At 67.2% G+C, this 12,360-nt stretch carries 10 protein-coding genes, 1 tRNA gene, 1 other RNA gene and 3 pseudogenes; 10 read left to right on the top strand and 5 right to left on the bottom strand.

From position 1 onward, the window contains the following. Positions 1-66: 66 nt before the first annotated feature. Positions 67-163, bottom strand: an RNA gene (gene ffs, locus SHTP_RS00965) — signal recognition particle sRNA small type. A gap of 78 nt (positions 164-241) precedes the next feature. On the opposite strand from ffs, the gene SHTP_RS00960 reads away from it, so the two are divergent. Next, a tRNA-Ser gene (locus SHTP_RS00960) sits at positions 242-327 on the top strand. A gap of 85 nt (positions 328-412) precedes the next feature. Beyond that, positions 413-1,228: a lipid uptake coordinator LucA gene (gene lucA / locus SHTP_RS00955; RefSeq protein ID WP_096369511.1), complete on the top strand. Its 816-nt coding sequence runs from the start codon at positions 413-415 to the stop codon at positions 1,226-1,228. Between the two features lie 31 nt (positions 1,229-1,259). Here lucA and SHTP_RS00950 read toward each other — a convergent pair whose 3' ends face one another. After that, positions 1,260-2,006, bottom strand: a complete 747-nt coding sequence (locus SHTP_RS00950) for an enoyl-CoA hydratase/isomerase family protein (RefSeq protein ID WP_231991686.1) — start codon at positions 2,004-2,006, stop codon at positions 1,260-1,262. 148 nt (positions 2,007-2,154) lie between these two features. Between SHTP_RS00950 and SHTP_RS00945 the strand changes: the two genes are divergently transcribed. From SHTP_RS00945 to SHTP_RS00935, 3 genes and pseudogenes are all read left to right on the top strand, one after another. Next, positions 2,155-2,592 carry a lipoprotein LpqH gene (locus SHTP_RS00945; protein WP_096372250.1) on the top strand — a complete coding sequence of 146 codons (438 nt, stop codon included), beginning with the start codon at positions 2,155-2,157 and terminating at the stop codon, positions 2,590-2,592. Positions 2,593-2,675: 83 nt separating this feature from the next. Then, positions 2,676-4,409: pseudogene (locus tag SHTP_RS00940) on the top strand (hypothetical protein). Then, positions 4,406-5,779 (top strand): CHAT domain-containing protein, encoded by a 1,374-nt coding sequence (locus SHTP_RS00935; protein WP_096369510.1) that lies wholly within the window; start codon positions 4,406-4,408, stop codon positions 5,777-5,779. The pseudogene SHTP_RS00940 and the gene SHTP_RS00935 overlap by 4 nt, the downstream one beginning before the upstream one ends. Before the next feature lie 3 nt (positions 5,780-5,782). Here SHTP_RS00935 and SHTP_RS28260 read toward each other — a convergent pair whose 3' ends face one another. Beyond that, positions 5,783-6,064 carry a hypothetical protein gene (locus SHTP_RS28260; RefSeq protein ID WP_231506906.1) on the bottom strand — a complete coding sequence of 94 codons (282 nt, stop codon included), beginning with the start codon at positions 6,062-6,064 and terminating at the stop codon, positions 5,783-5,785. Beyond that, a complete protein-coding gene (locus SHTP_RS28255) occupies positions 5,985-6,224 on the bottom strand; it encodes a hypothetical protein (RefSeq protein ID WP_231991250.1) in 240 nt (79 codons plus the stop codon). Before SHTP_RS28255 ends, SHTP_RS28260 begins: the two co-directional genes overlap by 80 nt. 84 nt (positions 6,225-6,308) lie before the next feature. Here SHTP_RS28255 and SHTP_RS00925 point away from each other — a divergent pair, with 84 nt between their 5' ends. The 5 genes and pseudogenes from SHTP_RS00925 to SHTP_RS00905 all read left to right on the top strand — a co-directional run. Next, a complete protein-coding gene (locus tag SHTP_RS00925) occupies positions 6,309-7,640 on the top strand; it encodes a hypothetical protein (RefSeq protein WP_096369509.1) in 1,332 nt (443 codons plus the stop codon). Next, positions 7,637-8,790: pseudogene (locus SHTP_RS00920) on the top strand (hypothetical protein). Before SHTP_RS00925 ends, SHTP_RS00920 begins: the two are co-directional and overlap by 4 nt. A gap of 40 nt (positions 8,791-8,830) precedes the next feature. Beyond that, entirely contained in the window at positions 8,831-9,928 is a 1,098-nt protein-coding gene (locus SHTP_RS00915) for an NAD(P)H-dependent amine dehydrogenase family protein (protein ID WP_086085085.1), read from the top strand. Between the two features lie 112 nt (positions 9,929-10,040). Continuing rightward, entirely contained in the window at positions 10,041-10,736 is a 696-nt protein-coding gene (locus SHTP_RS00910) for a cutinase family protein (RefSeq protein WP_096369508.1), read from the top strand. 55 nt (positions 10,737-10,791) lie between these two features. After that, positions 10,792-11,766 (top strand): annotated as a pseudogene (locus SHTP_RS00905) (SDR family NAD(P)-dependent oxidoreductase); the annotation flags it as partial. Between the two features lie 197 nt (positions 11,767-11,963). On the opposite strand, the gene SHTP_RS00900 reads toward SHTP_RS00905, so the two are convergent. Further along, positions 11,964-12,347 (bottom strand): PPOX class F420-dependent oxidoreductase, encoded by a 384-nt coding sequence (locus SHTP_RS00900; RefSeq protein ID WP_012396762.1) that lies wholly within the window; start codon positions 12,345-12,347, stop codon positions 11,964-11,966. Positions 12,348-12,360 lie beyond the last annotated feature (13 nt).

Here is a 12,360-nt window from a genome sequence, read left to right as displayed (position 1 = left end):
AACATGCAGGTCTTGAGCGGTTGCAGGCCAGTTCTTGCTGGTTGGCACCTGGTGGGCCGCCCCGGACAAAGGGGGACCCCGCGCACCCGACAGAGCCCATTGACCCTTGCTGCCTTCCGGCCCTGGGGGAGTTCACAGGATAGACGCCGCGCGGGGTCCTGCCGCGAGTCTAATACCTCCGCGGAGACATTCGTCGGCGGCCGCGGAACACGGGCGCCGAGACAGCGGCTACCATATCGGCGGAGGATTCGCCTAGTGGCCTATGGCGCTCGCCTGGAACGCGGGTTGGGTTAATAGCCCTCGCGGGTTCAAATCCCGCATCCTCCGCAATGGTCGCGCCCGCGCCGAGGCGCGGGCGGACAGTGTGGGCTGGTCAGCTTGACTGGCTCCGGCTCACAGTACGAGGAGGGGTATGGGGCGCAAGGTTGCCATGCTGTGGCACGCGTCGTTTTCGATCGGCGCAGGCGTCCTCTACTTCTTCTTCGTTCTGCCCCGTTGGCCCGAATTGATGGGCGATACCGCCCACTCGCTGGGGACCGGGCTCCGGATCACCGCGGGCGCCCTGTTCGGCCTGGCCGCGCTGCCGGTGGTGTTCACCCTGCTGCGTACCCGCAAGCCGGAACTTGGCACCCCTGCCCTGGCGCTATCGATTCGGACATGGTCGATCGTGGCGCACGTGCTGGCCGGGGTGCTGATCATCGGGACCGCCATCAGCGAGATCTGGCTCAGCCTGGACTCGGTGGGGCAATGGCTGTTCGGGATCTACGGGGCCGCTGCCGCCATTGCGGTACTCGGCTTCTTCGCGTTCTACCTGTCGTTTGTCGCGGAATTGCCACCGCCACCGCCCAAACCGATCAAGGTGAAAGAACCCAAGCAGCGCCGCCGCCGCAAGAAAGGCGGCGAAGGCGATGACGTCGACGAGACTGACGAGACTGAAGACGCCGAAGACGCCGAAGACGTCGACGAGGCTGACGAGGCTGACGAGGCTGAGGAGACCGACGAGGCTGAGGAAGCCGACGAGGCGTCCGACGGCGAAGAGTCGGTTGAGTCCGAAGAGGCCGAACCGACCGAAGAAGCTGAAGTAGCCGAAGCGGCCGAAGAGACCGCAGAACCCGAGGCGCAGGGCGAGGATGCGACCGCTCACGGTGGGCTGCGAAACCGTCGCCCGACCGGCAAGACCTCACACCGGCGCCGGCGCGTCCGGCGTGGGGTGACGGTCGAGGAATAGCTCCTCACCCCTGCCGCATCCGCGCTATCGGTCAGCGCCGCCGCAGCCGCTCCAGATAGCCGGCGATGCGCTGCTGGGTCTGCGCCGAACCCCAGATCTGACGGACTTCACGGTCGATATCGCCACCGTCGCGCATCCGTGCCCGAGCCGGAGCCCGCAGCTGTGCCTTGGTGTGGCGGTAGGCGTCGGCCGGGATATCGCCAAGCTCCGACGCCTGCGCCGTGGCGACACCCAGAAGATCCTCGGCGACCACCTCATGGGCAAGTCCGCGGGAGACGGCCTCGATTCCCCGATAGCTGCGACCACCGAGCAGCACCGCCTCGGCGCGATCGCCGCACGCGTAGCGCATGACCTCCAGTGCGACCACCGGAAACGCCACCCCGACAAGCGCCTCAGAGGCACCGATCGCGGCTTCGGCGCCGATCAGTCGACGGTCGCAGGCGCATGCCAGCACACACCCGCCCGCGATGGCGGCACCGTTGATCGCGGCCACGGTAGGGCCCGGGTAGCCGAACATCGCGTCAAACGCGTCCGATAACGCTGGAATCAGCCGATCCGTATAGCTGGTCCCGCCCTGCACCACCCGGTTCAGGTCGACCCCGGCAGAGAACACTCGTCCGGCGCCGGTGAGCACCAGCGCGCCACCGTGTGAGGAGCCCAGTTCGCGCAGCGCATCGGTCAACTCGGTCAGCAGCTCAACATCGAGGGCGTTGACCCGCCCGGACGAGAGGGTGAGCACTTGCACGGCGTCTACGGCCTGAATCTCAATCACAGTCACACACTCCACCACCACGGCGGTCGAGCCAAATAGTTGGGATCGGTAGCAACCCGGGCGTTCTGTACTTACTCCCATGACGGCGCCACCAGGGCGGCGCATGATGAAAGGAAATCCAGTGAAACGTGTTATCGCGGCTGCGATTGGAACCATTGGCTGCGCATCGGCGCTGGTGGGCTGCTCCAGCGGCGGCCACTCAGCCAGCCCGGCATCAAGTGTCTCCACCGGCGGTGGCGGAACGCAGGTCCAGGTGGGCGGCACGAATCTTCCTGGCCTGCACCCGGCCTCGGTGACCTGCGTCAAGCAGGGCGGCAAGATCGACATCGGTAGTGGCTCCGCCGGCGGCCAGCAGGCACTGGCGGTGGTGATGACCGATGAGGCCACTCCGCGAGTCGAGTCGCTGGCGCTTGTGGTGGACGGCAACGCATTGTCTGTCACCGACAACATGGGTGCCAAGGTCGGCTCGGCCAAGGTTGCGGTGGAGGGCAAGACCTACACCATCACCGGCCAGGCGCAAGGTGCCGACATGAAGAACCCGATGGCCGGAATGATCACCAAGGACTTCAGCATCAAGGTGACGTGCGGCTGATGCAGGGGGCGCCGGCCGGTGGGCAAGCATCGCTTGTCCACCGGTCCGGTCTGTCGCGGTCAAAACGGACTTATGACGCAGCCGTGTCGATCTCCGGCGATCTCGAACACGCCCGGCACCTGGCGTTGGCCGCGGACGAGGACGCGGCCCGGGAGCTGCTGATCGCGCTGCTGCCGCAAATCGAACAAGCCGATCGCGATGACCTCGCACTGCAGGTATTCGCGCAGCTGGGCGAGATCTACCTGGTCCGCGGCACGACCGAGGGCGTGCGCGAGTGCGTCCGGCGCATTCGTGACTGCTTGGCCAGCTACTCGAAGATTCTCGACGGTACCCTGCCGGAGGCGGCCGCCCAGATACAGCTGTCGGACACCGAAGTCAGGCACCTCATCTGCCGCTATTCCCAGCGCGCCGCCCTGCTGCAGATTGGCCTGTGCGCGGCCGAGGGCGATCACGAAGGCGCCGCGCGGCAACTCACCGCGCTGGCCGACTCAGCCGGCGCGGAGTTCCCCGACCTTGCCGGTGAGCACCGGCTCCTGCTCACCCACGCCCGGATTCTGTGCGCAAGCGCGTTGTGCGACGACGATCTACACACCCACGCGGTGCCGAATTGGGAATCCGTGCTCGAAACGCTGAACCGGCCGGACACCGGTTCCGACGCCGAATACTCCGATCACCTTTGGGTGTACGGGGCCACCGCATACGGCAGGTTCTGCGTCGAGACAGGACGATTGTCGGAGGCCGAACCGTGGCTGCGACGCGCCGGGGCCCGCGCTCAGGCCAGGGGATGGGAATTTGCCTTCGCCAGAACACAATTAGAACGAGCGGCGGCGCGCTGGGTGGTCGGCGACCACGCGGCCACCGAGCAGCTGGTCTCCGAAGCGGAGCCGATCATCTCCCGCTACGCGCGCGCACACGATGTCGCCCGCTGCTGGCTCTACCTTGGCCTTACCCGACTGGCCAGCGGTGCGCTCGAGGTCGCCGACCAATGCTGGGCGAACGCCGAAAAGCACCGGCGTGACCTGGGAAGGCCCCTGTACCTGCACCGCATTCTGCTGCAGCGCAGCTGGATAGCCATCTTTTGGGGCCGCTTCGCGCAAGCCGTGGAGATGATCGCGCAGGCGCGGGAACTGCTCGACTCATCGCCTCGCAGCAGCTAGCTTCAGTACGCCCAACTCGACAGTCATCTGGGCGCGGTGTGGCGGGCAGACGCGCTGGTGGACTTGGGGTTCGACGGCTCAGGCGATCCGGAGGAGACACTGCAGCAGACCGAAGCCCACCAAGCCGAGTCAATCGGCCTGCTGCACGGTGAGATCGGCACCGAGGGGTACTGGCGTGCGATGAGCAAGCTGGAACAGGCCGTCGAACTCAAGGTTCCCGCGGCGCTCGCCGTCGACTCGGTTCGCTATTCGATCGCTGACGCTGACGCGAGATCACGCTGGGCAAGCCATGTCTCGGCCCCGATTCTGGCCGGCGCGTTCGCCGTCGCCTGGGAGTGGGAAAATACCGAGCTGATCAGTGAACTGGTCGAATACCACAGCGCCCGAGGAACGTTTAGCCCCGCTCCGCCACGCGAAGCCATGGGCGAGTGGGCATCGACCGCCACCGCGCCGGCGTTCGTCGACACCGACGAACCGGCCGCCGCCGCAGCGGGGACGTCACGGCAGGGGGCGAACTCGTTGACACGCCTGGGCCCCTTGCCGCCCTTGCAGATGCAACCGGACGCCCCACCGATCCTGAGCCACTATCGCGCGCTGGCGCTGCAACGCTACGGTCGCGCCGTCACGTCCGCCGAGCCCGTCTGGTCCACCTGGCCATGAACGACTCGGACCGCTCCACTCTGGTGCTGCGTTACGCCGACGTCGGGATCACCACCTACGCGAGTCTGCGCGTGGTCGGCCAACCATCCAGAACCGTCAACTGGGTGGTGGACGAGCCGATCCTGCTGGCGGCCTTGGCCGAACTGACCGACGCACTACCCGAGCCCCACGGCAACGAGGACCGGCGCGAGGCCATCGAACGCGCACTTTGCCGGGGCCCATTCGCAACGCGGGACAGCGAACTGACGGTCGCGTTCATCCTGGGGGTACTGCTGATCGGCACGCCCGGATGGCAACTGCTGACCGAGTGCGCGGCATCGCCGCGGCCGGTGCTGTTCATCTCGCCCAGCGCCCGGCTGGCGCGGGTGCCCTGGGGGCTGCTGGCGCCGCCGACCGCGGGGCCCACCCGGGAAGAGTTGGTGCGGGCTCGCCAGGAGGCGATCACCGCCAGCGGCCGAGCGGCCGCCCGGATCCCTTGGCAGCTTGCCGACATCACCGAGTACACCGATGGCTACCGGCTGATGGAGTTGGTCGACATCCTTCTGGCGGTGCCCCAGAACATCGTGCACTCCGCGCGCGTGCCGGCCCGATGGGCCGCCCGCAAAGACGGCCCGCCGATACTCATACTCGACCCGCGCGTGCCCGGCCAGCGGCCCGACTCGGCACTGGGATCGGTGCTGGGCAGGCCGTCGGAGGAAACCCCGCTCGCCAGGCATTTTGCCGAACTGATGCGACGTCGCCCCGTGTTGCCGGCGGTCGACTCGCCCAGTGAGCTGTTCCGCCGCAGGGATACCGACCGGGACTGGCTGTCGAAATTGCTGGTGCAACAACCAAGTCGGCTCTTGTACGTCGGGCATGCCAGTTCGGCCGATAGCGAGGGTGGGCATGCCGACCATGCGGCGCTGCATCTGGCGTGTGGTGCCGCAATACCCGGGGATGCCCCCGCGATCGGCGACCACCGGCCGCTGACCGCCTCGGATCTGATGGCGCTGCGGATGTCGATGCCACCGCGGGTGGCGCTGCTGGCCTGTGCCTCCGGCGGCGACTACCAATTCGATGAGGCAACCGGACTGGTGGCGGCGACCATCCTGGGCGGGGCGCAGCTGGTGACCGCCACCCTGTGGTCGCTTCCCACCACCGCGGCTTATCGGCAGTTCGTCGCCGAGGACGGCGATCCGGCAGACCCGATGACCGACCCGATGACCGAGATCGTCGCCGCGATCGATTCGGCCCACGAGGCCGACGAAGCCGGGTGCGCCGTAAATCGCTGGCAGCGCGCCCAAATGCGACGCTGGCGTGACGGCGAGGCCAGCGCCAGTCCGTTGTATTGGGGTGCGGTGGTCAGTTTCGCCGTCGACGGGGCACGCTGATGGTCAACCGATGGCCAGACCCCTGGCGCGAACGGCCAACACGTCATCGGGCAGCGAAAGCTGTTGGCGGTCGGCGGGATCAAACGCCACCAACACCACCAGTCCGGGGCGCAATGTCGCCGTGTCTGTTTCCGTGTCGTCCTGCACTAGTCGGCCGATGAAGGTGTCGCCGTGCACGCTGGCCACTTCGATCCAGATCTGGCGCTCACCGTCGCCAGGTTCGGCCTCGCCGCCTTCGACCGTGCGCACCGTACCCACTCCGACCGTCCGAGCGACCCCCGGCATCCCGTGCCGCGTAGCTGGCGTGGCCGATGAGACTCACCGTGGCCAGAGCAAACCCGATCCCGGCCAGTGCGATCCGGAAGTCGCGCATCACCAGGTACCACAGGGTGGTTGCGATCAGCGCAACTTCGGCGCCGATGGCCAGCATCTCGGGTTTGCTCATAGCGCCAGCCTCGCGGGGACAATCGGCTACCGAACCCAACTTTGGGAATATCAGTATCCGCGTCAATGCCCCTATCCTGTTGACATGTGCGCGGATCCACAGTTGACGACGACCGTAGCGGTGGGCAGTCCCCGCCGCGCGGTGATCGATCAGGCGTGGCGCGCGATCGGCCCCGGGGTCGAACTGCTCAGCAGCGATGACGGCGGTCCGTTGAGTCGCACCGTCAAGCGCATCATCGATCCACTGGTGCTGCGGTTGCGGTCGGATCCCCAGTATTCAGCGCCCGTCGTCGACCCGGCCACCGCGACGTTGATGCACGACGCGATCCTTGGCAGCGCTGTCCAATTATGCTCTGCGGCATCGTGGTTCGATGTGCTCAAAGCCGAGCGGCGCAACCTGCGGATCCGCAGCGGAAACGCCCAGGAGTCGTACTTCCCGGTGTGCTTCGAGCTGGCGATCACCAAGCGCCCGCCCGCGGCCGGTGATCGTGAAACCCCGGCGACGGTGCTGCACGAGATCCATCAGGGGCGCGACCGCACCGCGATCGAGGTGTTGCATGAATATCTGGCAAGTCCGGAAGTGGTGGCCGCGCTTACCGATCAACTCAGTCGAAGCTGGCGCGACGTGCGGGCACCGGATTCGACCTGCCGCGCGGCGATCGATGCGTTCCGGACCGCACTGGGCACGGCGCTGGGCCCCGCTCCCAACCACGGTGCCGTCATCGCACGCCAGCGCGCCTGGTCGATGCTGGCCGGCTCCACCACCGCATACGACCTCGGCGCACTGGCGCGCGTCGAATCTGGCGAGCTGCCCTGGTCGATAGTCGCACTGGGCTTGAGTTCGGTTGCGCCACAACAACCCCCCACCGTCAATGCCGGCTCCGCCAGCGACCGTCCCCTGGACCGGACCGTGGTGGATCGGGTGCGTGCCACCCTCCGCCGCGCCCTGGACCGAGATGCGTTGCCAGACATCCCCTTACTGTGCGAGGAGGAAGTCGACCGGGCCTGCGCCCCATGGGGTCTGCTCGGCGAGGACAAGCAGGCGACCCTGGTGGCCGGGATCGAAGTCGCCGTCGAACTGGCCCCCTTGGACCGAACCATGACCAACCGCTACGCATTGGCCGCGCAGATTCAGTCGCGGCTGCGCAAAGAGGCCTACGCGCTGCACGCCCGCCGCTACCTTGCCGACGGCGGGCCGATTCATCCACGACAACGTCAGGTGGTCGACGACTTGGCCGCCTACGCCCAGCCCTACCTGAGCCGACTTTGGGCACGACTGCACGGGCGCGATGTCTGGCAGGAGCCCTGCGCGGACGTCGACGACGTGCGGTCGCTACTCGACGGTGTCGCGCGTTCGGTGAGTCTCGACCATCGGCAGCGGATCAAGTCGATGCTGGAATTGCAGGTGGCCGGATGAAACTGGTGGCCGAGTCAGGATTGTGGAGCACCGGTGCCACTGGCCCCGACGAGCAACTCCCGGCGTCTCCACTGATTGCGTTGCTGGAAGTCAGTGGGGCGGTGCTGTCCTGGGTCATTGATGACCCGCGCGGGGAGGCGGCCACCCGCATCACCTTCACCGACGCGGCGCGCGCCGACTGGCTTTGGCGTGTGGTCGGCGAATCCGGACACGTCGCGGCGCTCTGGCGGTGGCCGGGCACCCGGCGGGTGACGTCGACCTCCGCGGCGTCGACCTCATCCCGGGCTCCGCCGCCGGCCTGCGACGCCTGGCCGTCGGCCATTGGCTGCGGCGCTGGTGGCCGGCCAGTCAACGCGACGACATCGCCGGGCTGGACCGGGCGCTGCTCGACGTCGAGGTCGCACTGCTGACGGTCGGGGCACAGGGCTTCTTCACCGACGACACCCTGGATTCGGACGTCGCCGAACTGCTGGCGCCGCACGCCGGCGCCCTGACCGCACATGTCCGGACCGATGATGCACGTATTCGCGCACTGGTGCGGGCCGGGGCTCATCTTGCCGACGAGGTGGGCACGGACGGCGCCGGCTGGACGGAACTTTCTGCCGCAATTGATGATTCATCGGTCGCGGTGACGATGCCGACGGGACGGCGCGACGACTATGCGCTGGCCGCCGGCGCCGGGCAAGGCCCGCGCGGCGCGGCGTCGATCGGCCGTGGCGTGGCGTCGATCAACTGGGGCGGAGTACCGCCGGCGATATTCGATGCGGCCGAAGACACCGTCGACTGGACGATCGAGCCCGGCGGACCGGCCGGGTCCGCCGTTGTCGCCGTCGTGCGGGCCGCCCTCATCGGAGCATAGCCGGCCACCGGCGTGCCGGTCCGAGTGCGCTCCGGTGAGGCCAGCGGCACCGGCGCGCTGGATGCCGGCGGCCGGGCCACGGTCGCACTCGTCGACGCGCAACGGCGCGCCATGACCCAGACCTCGGCATGGGACCACAACTGGGCCGCCACGTCGGTAGTGATCGGGGCCGACATCGCGGAATCACGCCAGACCCGCGACCGGGTTCGCCGCTGGGTGCGCGACCGGCTGGACCGGCCGCCACCGGACGCTTTTTTGGCCGAGATCCTGGCCAGTGAGTCCGCCTACTGATTCCTCCTCGAAGATCCGCCCCGATTCCTATGCTGAGCGAGTGCCAAACAGTTATCGGGTCGTGCAATGGACCACCGGAAACGTCGGCAAGAGTTCGCTGCAGGCGATCGCGACTCACCCCGCGCTGGAACTGGTGGGGTGCTACGCCTGGTCGCAGGAGAAGGCCGGGCGCGACGCCGGCGAACTGTGCGGCATGGCACCGCTGGGCATCACCGCCAGCAATGACGTCGAGGCGCTGCTGGCCCTCAAACCGGACTGCGTGGTCTACAACCCGATGTGGATTGACGTGGACGAACTGGTGCGCATCTTGTCGGCCGGAGTGAATGTGGTGACCACGGCGGCGTTCATCACCGGGCACAACCTGGGCGCCGGCCGTGACCGGATTCTGGCGGCCTGCCGCCACGGCGGCTCGACGATCTTCGGATCCGGCGTCAGTCCGGGGTTTGCCGAACTGTTGGCCATTGTGTCGGCGATGGTGTGCAACCGGATCGACAAGGTGACCGTCAACGAGGCCGCCGACACCACGTTCTATGACTCCCCCGCAACCGAGCGGCCGGTCGGCTTCGGCCAGCCGATCGACCATCCGCAGCTGCAGGCGATGACCGCCCAGGGAACGGCCATCTTCGGCGAGGCGGTCCGGTTGGTCGCCGACGCGCTGGGGGTCGAACTCGACGAGGTCCGCTGTGTGGCCGAACACGCGCAGACCACCGCGGACCTCGACCTGGGTTCTTGGACCATTGCAGCGGGATGTGTCGCGGGCGTCCACGCCAGCTGGCAGGGAATGGCGGGCGGCCGGACCATCGTCGAGCTCAATGTCCGGTGGCGCAAGGGACAGACCCTCGATCCGGACTGGCAGATGGACCAGGATGGCTGGGTCATCCAGGTCGACGGAACTCCCACGGTTACAACCAAAGTCAGCTTTCTGCCGCCGCCCTACTTCCAGGCCGAAACGATCGCCGACTTCATGGTGCTCGGGCACATCATGACCGCGATGCCCACCATCAACGCGATTCCGGCTGTCGTTGCCGCGGCCCCCGGCATCGTCACCTATAGCGATCTGGCCCTGACGCTGCCGCGCGGGATGGTGCCCACCGATCGAAATTCGGATCCGAAACTGGGCGCTTCACGAACACCCTGATGTCGGGCAGCCTCGATAGCATTGCGGGGCCGCGCCGCGGCACAGGTTTCACGCTTGGCCACCCTCGGGTATCCGGTTGCCAAGCGCACCAACTCCTAACTCTGGAATAAGCATGAGAAACGCAGCATGGACGCGTCGGCTTGCCGTCGGTGCGGCAACGGCGGTAACCGCGCTGGTGGGAGGGGGAATCCGGGTGCCGTTCGCGGCCGCCGAACCGTGTCCGGATGTCGAGGTGTTGTTCGCCCGCGGCACCGGCGAACCTCCGGGTATCGGCGGCATCGGGGGATCTTTCGTGGCCGCGTTGCGGTCGGATATCGGCGCCAAGTCCTTGGCCGTCTATGCGGTCGACTACCCCGCCAGCAGCGACTTCTCCAGCAGCGATTTCCCGCGGACAGTGATCGACGGCATCCGCGACGCCAGCTCACATATCGAGTCGATGGCGGCCAAGTGCCCCGCGACCCGAGAGGTGCTCGGCGGGTATTCGCAGGGCGCTGCGGTGGCCGGCTACGTCACTTCCGCGTCGGTACCGCCGGGAATTCCCGCGGCGGCGGTGCCCAAACCCATGGCGCCGGACATCGCTGATCATGTTGCGGCAGTGACCCTTTTCGGCACTCCCTCCGAGCAGTTCCTGCAGCACTACGGAGCCCCGCCGATCACTATCGGCCCGCTGTATCAACCCCGCACCATCGAGTTGTGTGCCAGCGGTGACCCGGTTTGCAGTGGCGGCAACGACGCGGCAGCGCACGCGCTGTACGCCGTGAACGGGATGACCGGCCAAGGCGCGGACTTCGCGGCGCACCACCTGTAGCCGGGCCATTGCCCCCCGCCGCCAGATGGGGCGACTCGCCGTGCACAATCGCTGCATGCACGTTCTGGTAACCGGTGGTACGGGGTTTGTTGGCGGCTGGACCGCCAAGGCCATCGCCGATGCGGGGCATTCGGTCCGCTTTCTGGTCCGAAATCCCGCGAAACTGGAGTCGTCGGTCGCCAAGCTGGGCGTCGATGTGTCCGACTTCATCATCGGCGACATCAAAGACCGCGATCTGGTGCGCGAGGCACTCACCGGATGTGACGCCGTCGTCCACAGTGCCGCACTGGTGGCGACCGACCAGCGCCAGACTCAAGACATGCTGAGCACCAACATGGAGGGTGCTCGCAACGTGCTTGGACAGGCCGTCGCACTCGGACTCGATCCGATCGTGCACGTCTCGAGTTTTACCGCCCTTTTCCACCCCGGCCTGCAAACCCTCTCGGCGGACCTGCCGGTGGTGGGGGGATCCGACGGCTACGGAACGTCCAAAGCGCAGGTCGAAATCTATGCGCGCGGATTGCAGGATGCCGGCGCACCGGTGAACATCACCTATCCGGGCATGGTGCTGGGCCCGCCGGTCGGCAACCAATTCGGGGAGGCCGGCGAGGGGGTCAAGGCCGCGCTGGAGATCCGCACGATTCCCGGGCGCAACGCGGCTTGGCTGATCATCGACGTCCGCGACGTGGCCGCGGTGCACGCGGCGCTGCTGGAGCCGGGGCGCGGTCCTCGCCGGTACATGGTGGGCGGGCATCGAATTCCGGTGCCGGAGCTGGCGAAGATGCTTGGCCAGGTGGCCGAGACGCCGATAGTGAGCGTTCCGATTCCCGACAGCGTGCTGCGCGTCGCGGGTTCATTGCTCGATCTGGCCGGCCCGTATCTGCCCTTCGACAACCCGTTCACTGCCGCGGGAATGCAGTACTACACGCAGATGCCGGACTCCGATGATTCGCCGAGCGAACTGGAGCTGGGCGTGACCTATCGGGATCCGCGCACCACGCTGGCGGACACGGTCGCCGCCCTCACCGCTAGCCCGCGAAGCGCTGGGGCGAGTTCAGTCATCCCCGTCCGGGGGTTGGACGCCATCTGCTTCGGGTGGGGCATTTTTCAGCCACCTGCGCAGCCGAAGCAGTTCGTTGGTCACGATGCCGAGTCCCAGCAGGATCAACGTCACCACAATTACGGTGGTCACGCCTTCTATGGTGGCAGGCTCGGCTGGCCGGCCGACTAGGCGGCCTCGATCTCCAGACCGATGTGCACCTTGTCGATGCCACCACGCACGATCGAATGTGGGTAAAACCACCACGCGTGGTACCAGTACCGCTTCAGCACGGCGTTGTAGACCCGCCTCGTTTCCGACTTGGGCAACACCCGCCCGACCGCCTCGACCGGCTCGCTCTTGGGCTTGCCCAGCGAACCGCTGCGGGCGAGCGTCACCCGCGGTGTATTGCGGATCCGCTTGACTTTCCACGACTCGTCGTCGGTGATCACCAGCAGCCGGTTTCCGTCGGGCACCCCCCAGATCGGCGTAGGTTTCGGGCGGCCGTCCTTGGTGAACGTGGTCAGCAACAGATATTTGGACTTGATGACGTCTTGAAAACTTGGAGCCACGCGCTTCTTCCGC

Source organism: Mycobacterium ulcerans subsp. shinshuense (assembly GCF_002355775.1).
Classification (GTDB): domain Bacteria; phylum Actinomycetota; class Actinomycetes; order Mycobacteriales; family Mycobacteriaceae; genus Mycobacterium; species Mycobacterium marinum.
This window is presented reverse-complemented; position numbering and strand designations above follow the sequence as displayed.